The 17,482-nt window shown below is 62.2% G+C and carries 17 protein-coding genes; 9 read left to right on the top strand and 8 right to left on the bottom strand.

The window, feature by feature from the left end; translation table 11 throughout:
- Positions 1-7 precede the first annotated feature (7 nt).
- Positions 8-1,180: an MFS transporter gene (locus ACYQR9_RS01805; RefSeq protein WP_461228496.1), complete on the top strand. Its 1,173-nt coding sequence runs from the start codon at positions 8-10 to the stop codon at positions 1,178-1,180.
- Positions 1,181-1,715: 535 nt separating this feature from the next.
- Positions 1,716-2,342 carry a class I SAM-dependent methyltransferase gene (locus tag ACYQR9_RS01800; RefSeq protein WP_461228495.1) on the top strand — a complete coding sequence of 209 codons (627 nt, stop codon included), beginning with the start codon at positions 1,716-1,718 and terminating at the stop codon, positions 2,340-2,342.
- A gap of 542 nt (positions 2,343-2,884) precedes the next feature.
- Here the strand turns inward: ACYQR9_RS01800 and ACYQR9_RS01795 are convergent.
- On the bottom strand, positions 2,885-3,451 hold the full coding sequence (locus ACYQR9_RS01795) for a fasciclin domain-containing protein (RefSeq protein WP_056431732.1): 567 nt from the start codon (positions 3,449-3,451) through the stop codon (positions 2,885-2,887).
- On the opposite strand from ACYQR9_RS01795, the gene ACYQR9_RS01790 reads away from it, so the two are divergent.
- The gene (locus tag ACYQR9_RS01790; protein WP_461228494.1) at positions 3,450-3,899 is read left to right on the top strand and encodes a response regulator; all 450 of its coding nucleotides are present in this window, start codon (positions 3,450-3,452) and stop codon (positions 3,897-3,899) included. The two genes, ACYQR9_RS01795 and ACYQR9_RS01790, sit on opposite strands and share 2 nt — an antisense overlap.
- 2 nt (positions 3,900-3,901) lie before the next feature.
- On the opposite strand, the gene ACYQR9_RS01785 is transcribed toward ACYQR9_RS01790, so the two are convergent.
- The 4 genes from ACYQR9_RS01785 to ACYQR9_RS01770 all read right to left on the bottom strand — a co-directional run bounded on the left by ACYQR9_RS01785 (position 3,902) and on the right by ACYQR9_RS01770 (position 7,179).
- Positions 3,902-4,168: a hypothetical protein gene (locus tag ACYQR9_RS01785; RefSeq protein ID WP_461228493.1), complete on the bottom strand. Its 267-nt coding sequence runs from the start codon at positions 4,166-4,168 to the stop codon at positions 3,902-3,904.
- Complete coding sequence (locus tag ACYQR9_RS01780) at positions 4,165-4,788, bottom strand: hypothetical protein (RefSeq protein ID WP_461228492.1); 624 nt, start codon at positions 4,786-4,788, stop codon at positions 4,165-4,167. Before ACYQR9_RS01780 ends, ACYQR9_RS01785 begins: the two co-directional genes overlap by 4 nt.
- Before the next feature lie 310 nt (positions 4,789-5,098).
- Positions 5,099-5,758: a response regulator gene (locus ACYQR9_RS01775; RefSeq protein ID WP_056455035.1), complete on the bottom strand. Its 660-nt coding sequence runs from the start codon at positions 5,756-5,758 to the stop codon at positions 5,099-5,101.
- A complete protein-coding gene (locus tag ACYQR9_RS01770; protein WP_461228491.1) occupies positions 5,755-7,179 on the bottom strand; it encodes a HAMP domain-containing sensor histidine kinase in 1,425 nt (474 codons plus the stop codon). Before ACYQR9_RS01770 ends, ACYQR9_RS01775 begins: the two co-directional genes overlap by 4 nt.
- A gap of 203 nt (positions 7,180-7,382) precedes the next feature.
- On the opposite strand from ACYQR9_RS01770, the gene ACYQR9_RS01765 reads away from it, so the two are divergent.
- Both ACYQR9_RS01765 and ACYQR9_RS01760 read left to right on the top strand, forming a co-directional pair.
- Positions 7,383-9,185, top strand: a complete 1,803-nt coding sequence (locus tag ACYQR9_RS01765) for a methanol/ethanol family PQQ-dependent dehydrogenase (protein ID WP_056455041.1) — start codon at positions 7,383-7,385, stop codon at positions 9,183-9,185.
- Positions 9,186-9,510: 325 nt separating this feature from the next.
- Positions 9,511-9,693 (top strand): DUF4113 domain-containing protein, encoded by a 183-nt coding sequence (locus tag ACYQR9_RS01760; RefSeq protein WP_461228490.1) that lies wholly within the window; start codon positions 9,511-9,513, stop codon positions 9,691-9,693.
- 142 nt (positions 9,694-9,835) lie between these two features.
- On the opposite strand, the gene ACYQR9_RS01755 is transcribed toward ACYQR9_RS01760, so the two are convergent.
- The 3 genes from ACYQR9_RS01755 to ACYQR9_RS01745 all read right to left on the bottom strand — a co-directional run bounded on the left by ACYQR9_RS01755 (position 9,836) and on the right by ACYQR9_RS01745 (position 12,460).
- Entirely contained in the window at positions 9,836-10,864 is a 1,029-nt protein-coding gene (locus tag ACYQR9_RS01755) for a formamidase (RefSeq protein ID WP_461228489.1), read from the bottom strand.
- Positions 10,865-11,276: 412 nt separating this feature from the next.
- A complete protein-coding gene (locus ACYQR9_RS01750) occupies positions 11,277-12,212 on the bottom strand; it encodes an SMP-30/gluconolactonase/LRE family protein (protein WP_461228488.1) in 936 nt (311 codons plus the stop codon).
- 41 nt (positions 12,213-12,253) lie between these two features.
- Complete coding sequence (locus tag ACYQR9_RS01745) at positions 12,254-12,460, bottom strand: hypothetical protein (protein WP_461228487.1); 207 nt, start codon at positions 12,458-12,460, stop codon at positions 12,254-12,256.
- A 425-nt stretch (positions 12,461-12,885) separates the two neighbouring features.
- Between ACYQR9_RS01745 and ACYQR9_RS01740 the strand changes: the two genes are divergently transcribed.
- The 4 genes from ACYQR9_RS01740 (at position 12,886) to ACYQR9_RS01725 (ending at position 17,473) form a co-directional block, all read left to right on the top strand.
- Positions 12,886-13,878 carry a DUF2778 domain-containing protein gene (locus ACYQR9_RS01740; RefSeq protein ID WP_461228486.1) on the top strand — a complete coding sequence of 331 codons (993 nt, stop codon included), beginning with the start codon at positions 12,886-12,888 and terminating at the stop codon, positions 13,876-13,878.
- Between the two features lie 242 nt (positions 13,879-14,120).
- Positions 14,121-15,098: a TIGR03885 family FMN-dependent LLM class oxidoreductase gene (locus ACYQR9_RS01735; protein WP_461228485.1), complete on the top strand. Its 978-nt coding sequence runs from the start codon at positions 14,121-14,123 to the stop codon at positions 15,096-15,098.
- A gap of 258 nt (positions 15,099-15,356) precedes the next feature.
- A protein-coding gene (locus ACYQR9_RS01730; RefSeq protein WP_461227386.1) for an IS630 family transposase occupies positions 15,357-16,312 on the top strand; the annotation gives its coding sequence in 2 pieces (ribosomal slippage) (positions 15,357-15,696 and positions 15,696-16,312; 957 coding nt in all).
- Positions 16,313-16,522: 210 nt separating this feature from the next.
- Positions 16,523-17,473 (top strand): IS481 family transposase, encoded by a 951-nt coding sequence (locus ACYQR9_RS01725; RefSeq protein WP_461226959.1) that lies wholly within the window; start codon positions 16,523-16,525, stop codon positions 17,471-17,473.
- Positions 17,474-17,482: the final 9 nt, after the last annotated feature.

The raw sequence follows: 17,482 nt of genomic DNA, 5'->3' as shown, positions 1-17,482 counted from the left end.
CGCGCCGATGGCCCCGACGCGCCGCTGGCCGGTGATCTCGGCACTGGGCGTCGTCCAGATCCTGACCTGGGGCTCCTCGTTCTACCTGCTGTCGGTGCTGGCCGCTCCGATGACGCAGGACACGGGATGGCCCCTCGGCTGGGTCATCGGCGGCCTGTCCCTTGGCCTCCTCGTCGCGGGTTTGGTCTCGCCACGGGTCGGAGCGTTCATTGGCGAGCACGGCGGCCGGCCGGTGCTGGCCTTTGCCGCCATTGCCCTGGCGCTGGGCCTGACGGGCCTTGCACTGGCCCCGAACGTTACGGCTTACCTGGGGGCCTGGCTCCTCGTCGGCCTCGGAATGGGCACCGGCCTATACGATCCCGCCTTCGCCACCCTCGGGCGTCTCTACGGTGCCGAGGCCAGGCCAGCCATCACCACGCTAACCCTGTGGGGCGGCTTTGCCAGCACGGTATGCTGGCCGCTCTCGGCGTTCCTGATCGAGCAGGTGGGCTGGCGGGGGACCTGTCTCGCCTATGCAGGCCTGCACCTCTCGGTCACGTTGCCCCTCGTCCTGCTTGTGATCCCCAAGCCGCCCATACGTATCGTCACACGATTGGAAGGCGCGATCCCTACCATCCGGCTTGAGGGACGAGAGTGTCGTGCATTCCTCCTCATGGCAGGGGTGCTGACCCTCGGGGGCACGGTGATGGCCATGGTCTCGGTGCACCTCATCACCCTGCTTCAAGCCCGTGGCGTGGCTCTCACCTCGGCCGTTGCATACGGGGCAATGATCGGACCGGCACAGGTGGGGGCCCGCATCGTCGAGATGGTCGGAAAGGGTCGGCACCATCCCCTCTGGACCCTCACCGCGGCCATGGTCCTGGTGGCCCTGGGGGTCGCGATGCTAACCACCGGCCTACCCTTGGTTGGGCTGGCGCTAATCCTCTACGGGGCTGGAAACGGGATCTATTCGATTGCACGGGGTACGGTCCCCCTGGCCTTGTTCGGTCCCGAGCGCTACGCCGCGCTCGTCGGCCGGCTCGCCCGTCCGGGGCTGGTGGCGCAGGCGTTTGCCCCCTCCGTCGGGGCCGTGGTCCTCGCCCACGGTGGCGCGAACGCCACCTACGCCCTACTCAGCGTACTCGCCGTAGCGAACGTCACACTTGCCCTATCCCTCTGGCATGTCCGGCCGCGAAGCTAAGATGGTGCCCTGAAACGGAAAGGCCATCCGGCTTTCCCCGGATGCCCTCTTTACTCTAGGCTGAATGATCGCAGGACTTAGGTGCCCAAAAGCGGATCATTGGTTCCGCTATTAATGTAGGCCTATCGGCTCAACCGTGGCGCACGAGCGCGATGATATTGGTGATGCTAATATTTGGGTTCGTAGTAAGTGCTAGAGCACCTCTCTATGCCATCTTCGATGGTGGCGGCTTCGTAGTATTCTTGGATTTGCCGATGAGATCAGTTGAGCCGGTTTTCTGGCACCCGACGCCTAGACCGTTGTCTGCTTAAGGACAGCACGCCACCGAAAGCAGCCAGACTGCTCCCCACCCTTCTCAGACGTTCAGGGTGGGTGCCGAGCGTCAGTTTTTCACCATTGCATACCAGCAGGGCGCGACGATCACCCCCAGGGCAATGTCGAGGATCGTCACCAAAATAAGGGAAGTGCGGCTGAGCGGGCTTCGCCTGAGGCGCGGAGTCTTGTCGGATGGTAAGAAAGGCAAACGGGGACCATCATGACCAGCCTTCCCGGATTGCCCCCCGAAGCGTTTGCTAAGCAGGATCCTACGCCGGATACCCTGTTCTACGCGCAGCCCCGCTTCGTCACCCATATCGACGACGCAGCCATCGAAGCCGTCACCGACTTCTATCGCTCGCATTTGCCGCCCGGCGGTCGCATCCTCGACTTAATGTCGAGCTGGGTCAGCCACCTGCCCGGGAAGGCCGCTTACGCCACTGTGATCGGGCATGGATTGAACGAACGCGAGCTTGCCGCCAACCCGCGCCTGACGCAGCATTTCGTGCAGGATCTCAACGCCGATCCGATCCTGCCACTCGAAACCGCAAGCATCGACGCCGCGCTCATCTGCGTCGGGGTTCAGTACCTCCAAGACCCTGTGGCGGTCCTCAGCGAGGTCGCGCGGGTGTTGGTGCCGGACGTCCCCGTGATCATCACCTTCTCGAATCGGTGTTTCGCATCCAAGGCGGTGGCAATCTGGCGCGCGCTGGGCGGGGACGATCAAGCACGGCTCATTGACCTCTATTTGCGACATGCCGGGTTCCCCACCGTAGAGGCCTATGCCGTAGTGCCGGAGGGCGACCTCAGCGATCCACTATGGGCAGTGGTCGGTCGAACGCCATGACCAAAGGACGACCGATAGTGCCACTGGGATGATGAGAAATCACACGGCCGTGTTAGATGGCGCAGCTCGACGACCTAGAACAGCGCGATCTGCCCATAAATTTGACTATAGCAAATCAGCCCTTGCTACCTCCATCAAACGTCCGTGATGGGTGGTTTTCAGTCTTCCCGCTTATTGACAGACGCTTAGCGAAGCGGACGTGCCTTTCCGCCTTGGGTGCTACAATTGGCGACGTGCATGGCCTCCAGCGCTTGGAACCCGCGTCCTCCAGAATGCTGGTCGTCACCCATCATGATGACGGGTTTCATCGTCGATAATGAGTGCATGAGGCGTATCGCCCGAAATAAGATGGTTTACCGAACTCAAGCTCTCATTGAGCGCAAGGATGCGATCAATCTCACATTACATCCAAAATAACCGCCGGGCGTACCTGTGAGCGGGCCCAAGGGCCCCCATTATAACTTCCACCGAGGTACGATCAGGATAACAAAAAGCTGCCCGGACCGTGCCCGGACAGCCTTGCTTCGCTCTAAATTCGGAACTTACTTTGGCATCAGGACCGTGTCGACGACGTGGATCACGCCGTTCGACTGCATCACGTCGGCGATAGTGACGGTCGACTTGCCGCCCTTGCCGTCGACGAGCTCAATCTTACCGCCCTTCTCCTCGGCAGTCAGGCTACCGCCCTCGACCGTCTTCAGCATGGCCTTGCCACCACCGGCCTTAATCGCCTTCTGGAGATCGGCCGCCGTCATGGTGCCGGACACCACATGGTAGGTCAGGATCTTGGTCAGCGTCGCCTTGCTCTCAGGCTTCACCAAGGTGTCGACGGTGCCGGCTGGAAGCTTGGCGAAGGCGGCGTTGGTCGGCGCGAACACCGTGAACGGGCCCTTCCCGGAGAGCGTCTCGACGAGGCCGGCGGCCTTCACGGCGGCAACCAGGGTAGTGTGGTCTTTCGAGTTGACCGCGTTCTCGACGATGGTCTTGGACGGGTACATCGGCGCCCCGCCGACCATCACCGTCTTCTCTTCCGCCGCCTGGACCGCCGTGCCAAACGCGCCTGCGCCGGTAAGCGCCATGGCGAGGGTGAAGCTGGCGACCTTAAACATGCTGGTCATACGTATCTCCAAGTTCCGAACCCGTAATGTGGGATCATCGCTCGGTACGGCCCTGCGAGAGGTGAAGTTTCAAAAAAATCATAGCCGCAAGAGAAAATTCCTGAATTCCCATTGCAATAATTTCAAGCGGTTCGAGGAGGCTGCGGCAAGGGGAGACGGGTTCAAGCTTGTCTTCACGGACGTGATCATGCCCGGCGGGGCGAACGGCATCACGCTAGCCAACCAGATTCGGGAGCGTGCGCCAGATGTCCCCGTATTGCTGACCACCGGCTATAACGACGAGATGTCCATCAAGGGCCCGCAGATCCACGCGATGGATGTCTTGGGCAAACCGTACCGTCGGAGCGAGATGATCGACCGGGTTCAATCCAGCTTACGCCGAGGTGCACGCACTGGCCCCGCGCGGCAAACGTCGGACTTCGGGCACGCAAAAGCATGAAGTTACGAGGCATGGGGTTCGCGAAAGGCTGAATGCGGAACGTCCGCTTCGGGGCGAAAGGCCATGGTCCGGTTGCCACCCCGAGCCGAAGTTGCGGAACTGCCGAGGAATGACCGTTGATGGGAAGCGCCGATAGCGATCCCGCGCGACAGCATCACATGGCCGCCGGCAAAGCTCCGGCGGAAGGCATCGTTCAGGGCACGCACACGGTCGGTGCGGGTGGTCGAGGCGGGATCCGCCTCGACGCCGATGGGTGCCGAGCGGCTCATGCCCGTGGCTTCGCACCCTGAACCGCGCCGGGCGGCAGCAAACCGAGTTCACTGCGGTGCCGGGTGATCAGCGGATCGTCGGGCCAGTCGCGCCATTGAAGCTCGAACGCGTCGTCGGCCTTGGTGTACATGATAATCGCCTCGAACCAGCCCTCCTGCGGGCCGGCGCAAGCGAGCACGAGGCAGCCCCGTTCGATGCCGGGCCAATCGGCGGGTGCCTTGAAACGGCCGCCAGGGCCTCCGGCACCTGCGTCGCCACTTGCCCCGCCCCCCGAGGCTGGAGGGGCGCCAGCGGCTTTGGCTGAGGCCATGACGGGTGCGGCAATGTCAGGCAGGCCCGCCGCCGCCACGAGCCGGTCGAACACCTCGGCTTTGACGAACGGCACAAAGGCCTTGCCACTCTCAAACAGGCGTCCCTGCGGCAGGCCGACGGCAAGGCTGTGATGGGTGTCATTGCTGATTTCAAGCACGTGCATGCCCATCAGGCCGGCGGCGCGCTCGGCCTCGGCCTTTTCACCGGCGGCAAAGCGCGAAGCGTGGGGGCGGTGTCGTTCGTCGCGGCCGAACAGGATCAGGCCCGGCGGCACGGTGGTTGTAGTGGTTGCGGTGTTCAGGGTCATGAGCAGGCTCCAGAAACGACGAAGGCGGCCCGGAGGCCGCCTTGCGTTGAGTGTGAGGGGAAGGATGCACCCGCCTGCTGCCGGTGAGGCTCGGGTGGTGGCAGGCGTCGCAACAGCAGCGGCACTGGGGGCATCCGGTTAGCTGCGAAACAGCCCGCAGCGAACCTCACATTATAAGATTATAATCCTAATGTCAAGCTTAGGTTGGCTTTCAGCTGGCGCAGCTACCTATGAGTTATGCCGCCAGGTCTCTTTAATAATAGCGGAGCAGTCATAGCAATGAGCAAACTCTTGTCGTTTTGCTTTTGCATCAGGCGTTGTCAGGTAATCCACTTGGTCGGATGAGGCCCGCGGCAATTGCCAGCCAGACGAGGTGCGCGTCATTGCGGGCACCCAGCTTCGCCTTGATGCCATAGTGGTAGTTCTGAATGGTTTTGGGGCTTAGGTTGAGCGCCTTGGCGATGGCCTCCGTGGCCATGCCGGATGCCACGAGTTGAAGTACCTCGACTTCCCGGGGGCCGAGCTCGTCGAGCGGCGAGCGCTTGCCGCTGAGACGTTCCGCTGCAAGCTCCTGTGCGATGTCGGCGCTGACTGCCTGTCCGCCACGTGCCACGATGGCCACCGATCTAACCAGTTCCTCGGGGGCGCTGCTTTTGGTGACGTAACCCGAGGCTCCCGCCTCAAAGGCTTTCAGGGCGTAGGCCGCCCCCTGATGCATGGTGAACACTAGGATGCGGGCGCGCGAGTCCCATTGCCTGATGTGACGGACTCCCTCGAGGCCGCTAGGACCCGGCAGCGACAGATCCATGATCACCAATGTCGGTTTCATGGCCTTATACGCCCGGTAGGCATCGGATGCCGTCTCTGCCTCGGCCACAACGCGGTATCCAGGTTGACGCTCCAGTAGCCGACGATACCCTTCCCGAACGACAGGATGGTCATCGACGAGGAGGATGCCAATCTCGCTCACGCGGCAAGCCCCTCTAGCTTCATTTCGGGACGGATCTTCCTATCGTTCCTTGGGCTAGAATGATCGGCCTCCGACGGACATGGAATCGTCGCTTCGATCCGTACGCCGCCTTGGGCGGGGACGATGGCCAAAGTCCCGCCGAGAGCCCCGATCCGCTCACGAATGCCGAGAACGCCGTGGCCGCTGCCGGTCTCCACCAGCGCCGCGTCGCCACCGCCGTCATCCACGATGCCGAGCGTTACCATGTCCGGCGTCCGAACAAGGCTGACATTCACCTGAGTCGGCTTTCCGTGACGAACTGCATTGGTGAGGCATTCCTGCACGATCCGGTAGATGCTGAGCGCAACCGGTGCGCTCAATGTCGAGAAGTCACCGGCGAAGCTCAGGCTGAAAGCGGCGGGCTTCACACTTCGTCCCTCCCATGTAGAGACGAGGCGGCGGAGGCTATGTTCCAACCCGAACTCTTCGAGGTCGGGAGGCCGCAGGCGTGCCAGCGCCCCTTTCAGCGTACCCATCATATGACGGGTGATCCGGCTGATCGAGCGAGCGTCGTCACGCAACTCCGAACGTTCGCCGGCCTCGGCTTCGATTGCGCTCGCCAGGGCTCCCGTGGCGGTCAGACATTGTCCGAACTCATCATGAAGCTCACGTGCGAGTGCACGGCGCTCTTCTTCCTGAACGGCAAAAAGGCGCCGGGTCAGCGCCGTCCGCTCGGCCGTAGTGTGCTGGAGACGCTCGCTCAGCGCGTTCACGGCACGCGCTATGCGGTCGAATTCCCCGGCTCGGAACGGGGGTAGGCGGGTGGAATGATCGCCCCTCTCCATCTTGCCGAGGCCACGGGTGATCACCCGCGCCGGCTGTAGTGCGATACCGATCACGAAGGTGGCCAGGATGGCGATACCGCCAGCCATGGCGGCGGCGGCGGCCATCAGCACCCGCACCTGTCGCCAGACCTGGCGCACGGCCGCGCCCCGGTCGGGCGTAGTAACCACGATCCCCGCTTCCCTGCGATTCAGGATCACCGCGCGGCGGATCGGCGGGATCACTCCGAAAGCCTCGCGATACAACGTTTCGAACCACGCCGGAGCTGGCCTACCCGCGGTCTCCAGGCCACTGCATTGCTGAAGCGTGGCCTCGCCTTCCCATGTCAGGGCAACGCAGTTCCCGGGGCTGATGAATCGCAGGGTGTGCGAGCTGCGCCAATCCGGGAAGGCATATTTGGCGGAGCGACCGGCGCTGCCGCGCCAGGTCAGTTCCCGCCAAGCGAGTTCCTGCGCTTCACGGACCACCCTGTCGGCGGAGGCCGCGGTCTCCTCACGGATGCCTTGGTGCACCTCGGCGACGACCCAGGCTGTGGCACAGGCCAGGCAAAGCAGCACTACGCCCAGGACGCGCAGGATCAATCCGATGAGCAGACCCATGCCGTGGTGTTCCCCGCATCCAGCGAGGGAGTGGGACGCAACTGCCGGATGCTGGCAAGTGGTCAAGGCTACGATCAGGCAAAATGCCCGACTGCCGACGGGGATCCTGCCCTACCAGGAGACCGGGTGGGCCAATAGCGTTTCCGTCGTCGGGCTGCTCCGCGAAATAGTCGAAGAAGGCAGCCGGCGACGGGAGGAATTCCATGAAACATGCTTGCCTTCTCGGCTTGGGCCTCGCGGTTGCGGGTGCCACCGCCGGGCTCGCCAATGACGACGTGCTCAAGCGCAGCCAAGACCCCAACCAGCAGGTGCTGCAGACGCTCGACTACGCCAACACCCGCTACTCGAAGCTCGACCAGATCAACGCCGGGAACGTGAAGAACCTACAGGTCGCATGGAATTTCTCAACCGGCGTCCTGCGCGGCCACGAGGGTTCACCGCTCGTCGTCGGTGAAATGATGTTCGTCCACACTCCCTTCCCCAATATCGTCTATGCCCTCGACCTCAACAACGAGGGCAAGATCCTCTGGAAGTACGAGCCGAGGCAGGATTCGTCCGTGATCCCGGTCATGTGCTGCGACACGGTCTATCGCGGCCTGGCCTATGCGGATGGCGCCATCATCCTGCATCAGGCCGACACCACCCTGGTCTCGTTGGACGCCAAGTCCGGCAAGGTGAACTGGTCGGTCAAAAACGGGGATTCGAAAATCGGCGAGACCAACACCGCCACGGTGCTGCCGGTGAAGGACAAGATCATCGTTGGCATCTCCGGTGCCGAGTACGGCATTCGCGGCCATATCACCGCCTACGATGCGAAGACCGGTAATCGCGTCTGGCGCGGCTACAGCGTCGGATCCGATGACGACATGATCGTCGATCCGGCGAAGACGACGTCGCTCGGCAAACCGATTGGTCGGGATTCCTCCCTGAAGTCCTGGGAGGGCGATCAGTGGAAGACCGGCGGTGGCGCGACCTGGGGCTGGTATTCTTACGATCCGAAGCTCGACCTCGTCTATTACGGCACCGCCAACCCCTCGACTTGGAACCCCAAGCAGCGTCCCGGCGACAACAAGTGGACCATGGCGATCTTCGCTCGCAATCCCGATACGGGCATGACCAAGTGGGTCTACCAGATGACCCCGCACGACGAGTGGGACTACGACGGCATCAACGAGATGATCCTCACGGATCAGAAGATCGACGGCAAGGAGCGCCCTCTCCTAACCCACTTCGACCGTAATGGCTTCGCTTACACCCTGGACCGCGCCACGGGTGAGGTATTAGTGGCTGAGAAGTTCGATCCGGTGGTGAACTGGGCCTCCAAAATCGACCTGGACAAAGCGTCGCCTACCTATGGCCGCCCCCTCGTCCAGGCCAAGTTCTCCACCGACCAGAATGGTGAGGACACCAATACGAAAGGCGTTTGCCCAGCCGCCCTCGGCACCAAGGATCAGCAGCCCGCTGCATTCTCGCCGAAGACCCAGCTGTTCTACGTGCCTACCAACCATGTCTGCATGGACTACGAGCCATTCCGGGTGAGCTACACGCCGGGCCAGCCCTATGTCGGTGCGACCGTCTCGATGTACCCGGCTCCCAACAGCCACGGCGGCATGGGCAACTTCATTGCCTGGGACAACCTGAAGGGCCAGATCAAGTGGTCAAACCAGGAGCAGTTCTCGGTATGGTCGGGTGCTCTCGCCACCGCCGGTGACGTGGTGTTCTATGGGACCCTCGAAGGCTATCTGAAGGCCGTCGATTCGAAGACCGGCAAGGAACTCTACAAGTTCAAGACGGCCTCCGGCATCATCGGCAACGTGATGACCTACACCCACAAGGGCAAGCAGCACCTCGCCATCCTGTCAGGTGTCGGTGGCTGGGCCGGCATCGGCCTCGCAGCCGGTCTCACGGACCCCAATGCCGGGCTCGGCGCGGTGGGTGGCTACGCTGCCCTGTCGAGCTACACCAACCTCGGCGGTCAGCTGACGGTCTTCACGCTGCCGAACTGACCGACCTCAACTCGATGCATCCGCTCTGTCGGGGCGGATGCAAGCACTGTTCTCCCGCGCAGTGACCGCTGTCCGGAGGAATGGCGTGTCGCCCTTGCGCCAACGACGAAGAGGGCTGTTTGCGACAGTAACTGATCCGAACCTGCGTGGGGCGTATGTCCTTTACTTTGTCGTCGTACGGTAATGGATCGGCGGGCTTTCGGGCCCGCCATTTTTTTGGCTGAAGCTAGAAGCCCATACGCGAAACAGCTCGCTAACGTAGGCGCCGACAGCCTCACAGCGGGTACTATCCGACGGTCTCGACAGCGAGCGAAGCGAGGCGCTGATGGACGCTTTCAACTCCTGCAACCGCCGCTGGGGGCGCGGGACGGTGGTGCCCGGCACGGCGGGCTTCGGGCCGCAGCGAAACTGGTCCACGCGGTTCGGAATGCGCTCGCCACGCTACACGACCCGGATCGCCGACATCCCGGTCGTGGGGGCGGTGTTTGCTCCTGTCCATCCAAACTGAAGTAAAGCAAGCGTAGTTGTGGAAACGATGTGGAACGAGCAGAATCCTGCCGGTGAGTTCATAGTAAGACGACTGGCACGGTACCTAAAAACCGGGGCTGAGGGCCCCCGATGGCGCCACCTTCAACGCACGGAGCCACCACTTACTCCACCAACTTCTTTGCTCCTGGAATTTGTGCGTCACCGTACGAACGGGTCGGTTCGGGAAATCCGCAGGACGTGCCATCCACGACCTTCACATCGTCTTCCCACGGTAGGCGGTAACGACCGGCGGCGAGATCGTGCATGTAAGTGTAGGGGCAGTCCTGCGCGCCACCCTTCACCGCCGTGTATCCACGGTGGCCGAACTGATAGATGTTGTTTTCGACGCCCCAGTGAAGGCGCGCCTCCCGCACCAGATCGGGCCGGACCTCCGCGGTGATGATCTCGTCGGCGCGCCCCGTGGTGCCGTGGGCAATAACCGCCCCGTCGAAATTAACGATCATGCCCTCGCCCATGGAATCGAACGAGCCGTCCGTTCCGCACATGCAGACATTGGCCGTGACCATCAGATTGCAGAACGCGTTCGACTGATTGGTGAAGCGCCAGGACTCGCGGATCGGCGCGGTATAGCCCGCCGTGCGAATCATGATCTCGGCGCCTTTGTAAGCGCATTCGCGCGCCATCTCCGGAAACATGCCGTCATGGCAGATGATGAGCGAGATCTTCGCGCCGCGCGGTCCATCGATCACCGGGATGCCGACATCGCCTGGCTCCCAGGGCTCCACCGGCACCCACGGGTGCATCTTGCGATAGTAGAGCGCCACGACACCCTGGTCGTCGATGATGAGGCCGGTGTTCCAGGGGTTTCCGCCCGGGTTCAGCTCCATGATCGAGAAGCAGCCCCAGATCCGGTTGTCGATGCAGGCCTGTCGGAAGGCGGCCACCTCCGGCCCATCCATTCGACATAGGATGTCAGGGGTCGTGTCCATCGATAGGCCGTGCAGGGCGTATTCGGGAAAAATCACCAGATCCATTGTCGCGAGGTTGCGCCGAGCCTTGCCAACCATGGCGACGATGCGCTCGGTTTGGGCCGTGAGGTCGGCTTTGGTGACGACAGTTGGTAGTTGAAGTTGGACGAGGCCAAGCACTACGCCGTTGGGGGATTTGTTGAGTCCACCGAGTCCGTTCATGGGCGTTTCCCCTCATCTCGTTATTGGTACCGAGCCACCGCAACCGAGGGATGACTCGCCAAGCTGGGCCTCCGGCCGATGCGAGCAAGGAGAATGCCGCTCGGGAACGTCGGTTGCTTTGGACCGCTTCATCGAGACCGGCCGACGACCTCATTCAGGGGGAATATCGATTTCAAATACCCGCTAACGGTCGTATCGGCCGGCCACCGTTCCGATCTGGGTCGCGGGTGGACACCTTGCACCCGATGCACCGGAAAATGCGGCGCCAGCCGCCCTTTGGGTACACGCGCGGAGGGTAGCTATAACGCGATGGGTGCTGCAGGCAAGAGCAGTATACTCGTCGTTATGCCCGCATCAGAAATTCCGTTTCCTGGCGGTATCGCCTGCAAGCTAATGATCCGCTGATCTTACCTCAGTCTGCCGGGCACGCGAGATCGAGTGCGTAAAGATGCTGCTTCGAGGTGATGAACAGACGCCGCTGGTCTGGGGAGAAGCAAAGGTTGGTACAAGCCTGCGGCGTCGGTATCAGCCCGAGCCGGTGCCCATCGGCGGAGAACACTTGGACCCCAGCCTCAGAGCTTGTCCAAATCCAGCCACGGTGGTCTGCGCGAAAACCGTCTGGTACGCCGGGCTCGACCTCAGCGAAGACCCGGCGTTCTCCTAGACTGGCATCATCGCGGACGGGGAAGGCGTAGATCGTGTGCCCCTTGTCGCCCTCTGTTCGGGAGGTGTCGCTGACGTAGAGGGTGCGACCGTCCGGCGCGAATGCAAGGCCGTTTGGTTGGCCAAGGTCAGCCATGCGTCCCACCTCACCAGTTGCTGGGTCGAAACGGTAGACGCTGTGATGGTCGAGGTCGGACTCGGCCAATACCCCTTGTTTAGGCTGCCGCAAGCCGTAGGCGGGATCGGTGAACCATAGGGCACCATCGGCAGCGCAGATTACGTCGTTCGGCGAGTTGAAGCGGTGCCCCTCGTAGGTCTCGACCACCACCTCGTAGTGACCGTCCGGTGTTGTCTTGGATAGGCAACGGTTGCCATGCTCGCAGTGAACCAGGTTGCCGTCACGGTCGATAGTATTACCGTTGATGAACGGCGTGGCGTCGATCACAACCCGAACGGAGCCATCAGGATGCCAGCCAAGGACGCGACGTCCTTCGATATCCGACCACACCAGGATGTCCCGGGCAGGCCACCATGTCGGCCCCTCGCTGAAACTCGCTTGATCGTAGAGCGAAACCAAGAGGGCGTGGTGAGGCACCACCTCGGTGAAGACTCGGTCGTACGCGCGCGGCGGATCGACATGCGGAACAGGCTCGGGCGGGCCGGCGCGTCGCAAAAGATCGGGCATGAGATTTCGTGGTCAATCTGGAACGGGTGACGGTATGGGGATCAGTCTCTGCCGAGCACCTCGTCGGCTTTGGCATCGACCTTCGCCTTGTCGGATTTGGATAAGTTGCCGGCCTTCTCGGATTGCGCGGCTCGAGCCTTAACGTTCCGGGCATGCGCCTTGTCTTCGATTGGGAAGCGCTTCTCGTCGGGGAGGGCAAAATCCTTTTTTGGAAGGGACTTGCGGTCTTCGGTGGTCAGCTTTGACATCGCTTGCTCCTCTGGCCAAACAACGCCTTTCCCCCGGGTCGGTTCAGCATCCGTCTACGCGTCAACGAATGCCAGCGACCTGACGACACAATATGGCCGCCGAACGACGCGCCCACGTTCGCCTTGCAGCCAGATTTGCTCTGAAGCAGCTATGCCGCTTTGGGCCCTATCAAGCCGTGCGAGGCTCATGAGACTGCCAGTAAGCAGACGTTCCAAGTGCTCATGAGGAGTCGAGACCGGTTTCGCCCCAACACGCCAATCTGCTGCTGCATTGGGCCGCAATCTTGCCGCAGAAATGCCGATTCGCCCGACTGAGATGAAGATCGTGGCGGCTCAATAATTTTCGGTCCGTCGCCTGCGCATCTGACAGCGTGGGACGAAGGACTGGCATCTCAGCCAGTCCAGGGTAGCGGATGTGCCTGACCATGGCGGAAGAGACAAAGCGTTTCACGAGGATGCAGAAGGGTTTTGCCCTCATGGGCGTCCTGCCGATGGTAGGTCTCCTTGGTGGAGGCCTGATCAAAGCTGGATACTGGCTTCCCTTTCCATCTTCCTCACAGCTTGACGTGATGGTGACATTGCCGGCTGTGCCAAAAGCGTCCGGCACCGAGGATGAGGCGGCAATCGTCACAGCAGCACCTAGAGAGCCTCCGACAGTCGAGGAAGGCGCGGTGCCTCCTCAGTCCCAGCAACCCAATACCTACGCGGCCGCGATCATTCCTTCGACGCCGGGCGACCTTCCCGCCCCTTCGATCACCGTGCCAGCTACGGCACCTCGTGCGTCGCGACTTGTACCGCTTCCTGTGCCACGTCCGCCCGAGTTTCGGCCGAATAGGGCACAATCTTCGGCGCCGCGTGTCTCAGTGCGCCGCGATCTCGCCGTTGCATCAGCTCCAAAGGAGGACACAAGGTCCTTCATCGACAAACTATTCGGCATCGAGAGCCCTGAGCCACCGCGGCTCGCCTATGCCGCACTGGAGACGAAGCCCATCGACAACGTCTTTCGCAGAGCGCTGAATGCAGTACCGGATGGCAGCACGGGTGGAGTCGCGATTTACGATATCCGCGCCAGGGTTGTCACACTTCCGAATGGGGAGAAGCTCGAGGCGCATTCGGGGTTAGGCGAGAGCATGGACGATCCGGGTCACGTGCATGTCCGAATGAAGGGACCTACTCCGGTGGGGACCTACGACATCAGCGAGCGGGAGAAGCCGTTCCATGGGGTTCGCGCTCTTCGCCTCAATCCCCTTGGTGGACCTGAGGCCGTGCACGGTCGGGTTGGACTCTTGGCTCATACCTACATGCTCGGGGCGAGCGGTGCCTCGAATGGCTGCGTTTCGTTCAAGGATTACGACAAGTTCCTGCAGGCGTACCTGCGAGGCGAAGTCCAGCGCCTCGTTGTGATCGCAGGCGGTTAGATTTGCGCCTCCTAGCCCGCCCGGGCCATGTCGGGCTCGCCCGAGCTGCTCGTAGCTGGTCGCGACCGACCCTCGAGGTATTGCAAGAGCAACCTCGAGAGGCGTCCTCTATCAACCGGGCATGTGTGACCGGTCGGGCTGATGCGCTGTGAATGAACATACTTCGAGCGAAGACGGTTTGGCTAAAGCCGCCGCGGACTTTTGGCCGCGATCAGCTTGACTGGTTCAACGCGCCTTAGGCGATGGAGGTCAGAACCTTGACGCTATTCGGCTATCACGCTTCACATGAGCAATATGCTCCCTCTACGCTCCTCACCTACGTGCAGGCAGCCGAGCGCGCTGGGTTTGCATGCGCAATGTCGTCTGAGCATTTCAAGCCTTGGAGCAATGCACAGGGCCATGCCGGGCATGCATGGTCGTGGCTTGGTGCAGCGCTCGCAACGACGAACATACCGTTCGGCATCATAACCGCGCCCGGCTACCGTCATCATCCAGCCGTTCTCGCGCAATCTGCGGCAACCCTTTTCGAGATGTTTCCAGAGCGCCTATGGCTTGCTCTGGGCAGTGGCCAACGATTGAACGAGGACATCACTGGTATGGCGTGGCCGGAGAAGGCTGAGCGGACAGCCCGTCTCGCCGAATGCGCCGCAGTGATCAGAGCCTTATTCGAGGGCGAGACCGTGTCGCATCGCGGACGGGTCACGGTTGTCGATGCCAAGCTATACTCGCGGCCGGCAAAGGCACCGCTCCTGTTGGCTGGCGCAGTCACGGCCGAAACTGCACGCAAGGTGGCGTGCTGGGCAGATGGCCTCGTGACCGTTGGCATTGAGCCGGACAAGCTCCGTCCCGTGGTTGAGGCTTTTCGCGATGGCGGAGGCGCCGGTAAGCCGGTTTTACTCCAAACGAAGGTAGGCTGGGATACCGATTCAAAACGTGCCCTGGCTGAGGCTCACGGGCAGTGGTCGAGCAACATGCTAGAAGGCGACGTCAACTGGGACCTGCGGACGCCCGAGGACTTTGAGACGGCTTCGCGATTCGTGCGCCCTGAAGATGTCCATTTCTCCGTACGGGTTTCCGAGGATCTTGGACGTCAAGCGGCATGGCTGGCCGAGCTTGCGGAGATTGGCTTCGCTGAGATCATCGTCCATCAAGTCGGCCGAAACCAGGAGGCCTTTATCGATGCGTTCGGCGGCCACGTGCTGCCGCAGCTTCGCGTTTAGACGCTCCGCCTCCTTGCATCCCGATCCTCCAGAGACAACTCGTCCTGGTAGAGCTTATCCTCCGCACCGTCGGATCCGTTGAATCTGGCCATGATGGAGGAGCGCTTTCCGGTCGGGGCCTGCAACGCGGTGGGACGGTCTCGCTGTCGGTGACTGAGCGCCCAGGCTAGAGCGGTGTCCGATCGGCTTGAATCGACCGGGGTTTCGGGGGCGGCGCAGATGTGATTCGATGCGCGGCTTTCCGAGGAGGAGAGCCGGATGCCCTCAGCCCTGTCAGTCGATCTGCGTGAACGGGTCGTGATGGCGATCGAGGCAGGAGCCTCGCGCCGGGAAGCCGCCAGACGGTTCGAGGTTAGTCCGGCTAGCGCCGTGCGCTGGCACGAGGCCTTCATGCGGGAAGGACGCACATGGGCCAAGCCGATGGGCGGCGATCAGCGCTCGCACGCCATCGAGGCCCAGGCTGGCCTGATCCGGCGGACCTATGAGGCCAAACCGGAACTGTTCCTGCGGGAGCTACGCACCCATCTGGCCGAACGCGGCCTGCGGGTCGGGGTCAGCAGCCTGTCCCGCTTCTTCAAGCGCCACGGCATCACGCGTAAAAAAACACCGGCCACGCCGCAGAGCAGGATCGAGAGGACGTGAAGGCCGCGCGCCTGGCCTGGTTCGAGGGCCAGCTCGACCTCGATCCAGACCGGCTCGTGTTCCTGGACGAGACCGCAACCAACACGAAAATGACGCGTCGCTACGGATGGGCGCTGCGTGGCAAGCGCTGCCGGGTGGCCGTGCCGTTCGGTCACTGGAAAACCATCACGGTCACAGCGGGACTGCGGGCCAGCGGCCTGACGGCGACCGCGCTCTTCGACGGCCCCATGACCGGGGTCCGCTTCCGCCGCTATGTCGATGAGACCCTGGCGCCGACTCTGAAGCAGGGTGACACAGTCGTGCTCGACAACCTGCCCGCCCACAAAGTCAGCGGCATCCGCGAACGCATCGAGGCGGCCGGTGCCCGCCTGCTCTACCTGCCGGCCTACTCGCCCGACTTCAATCCGATCGAACTGGCCTTTGCCAAGCTCAAGGCCTGTTTGCGAGCCCAGGGCGCCCGCACGGTTGTGGAACTCTGCGACACCATCAAGCAGGCCTTCAGGCGCTTCACACCGAATGAGTGCCGCAACTACCTCGTGGCCGCAGGCTACGATGCTTTCGATCCAACCTGATCGGATGCCGCTCTAGGATGCATAGCCGTGTGAACGTACTGCACAGCCTCATGGCTGCCTGCGGGATTCAGTGACACAAGGGTGTGTAGGTTTCCGTGCTTGGACGCGGACCCCTTCGGCCCCTCCAGGGTTCACCCATTGCGGCCGCACTAGGTGTTTGATCCCGCGGTGTGGTGATACGGTTGCGCATCATGCTGCGAGGGAAGCGCTATGGGCCAAGTTCTCCATGGAAGCGCCACCACGACGGAGGCAGTCCGTCGCGCGATCCAGCTACGTGAAGAGAGCGTAAGGGCGCTGGCCCGGCGCTACAGCGTCAGTCCGACGACGGTGCAGAAGTGGCGCAAACGGGCGACGACGGCGGATGCCCGGATGGGACCCAAGGAGCCGCGCTCCACCGTGCTCACGGTCGAGGAGGAGGCGATCATCGTCGCTTTCCGACGGCACACGCTGCTCCCGCTCGACGATTGCCTCTATGGCCTGCAACCGACGATCCCGCACCTGACCCGGTCCTCGCTGCATCGCTGTCTGGAACGGCACGGCATCAGCCGACTGCCCGAGATCGACGGCGACAAACCCAAAAAGCAGCGCTTTGCGAGTTACGCCATCGGCTACGTCCATATCGACATCGCCGAGGTCAGCACCGCTGAGGGCAAGCTCAGGCTGTTCGTGGCCATCGACCGAACCAGCAAATTCGTCTTCGTGCGGCTGGTCGAGAGCGCCGGCAAGATGGAGGCCGCTCAGTTCCTCCGCGACTTCATCGAAGCGGTGCCTTACCGCATCCACACTGTGCTCACGGACAATGGCATTCAGTTCACATCACGCCAGCGGGATATCTACGACAGTCAGCACATCTTCGATCGTGTCTGCGACGAGCATGGCATCGAGCACCGTCTGACCAAGGTGAACCACCCTTGGACCAACGGGCAAGTCGAGCGAATGAACCGTACGATCAAGGACGCGACGGTCAAACGCTACCACTACGACAGCCATGCTCAGCTGAGAGCGCATCTGCATCTGTTCGTCGATGCCTACAATCATGCCCGCAGGCTCAAGACGCTGCGCGGCCTGACGCCCACCGAGTTCATCCTGAATGCCTGGACGAAAGAGCCCGATCGCTTCAGGATCGATCCGTCACACCTCATCCCGGGACCGTACACCTAGGTCGCGACC

The organism is Methylobacterium sp. CM6241 (assembly GCF_054817845.1).
This window is presented reverse-complemented; position numbering and strand designations above follow the sequence as displayed.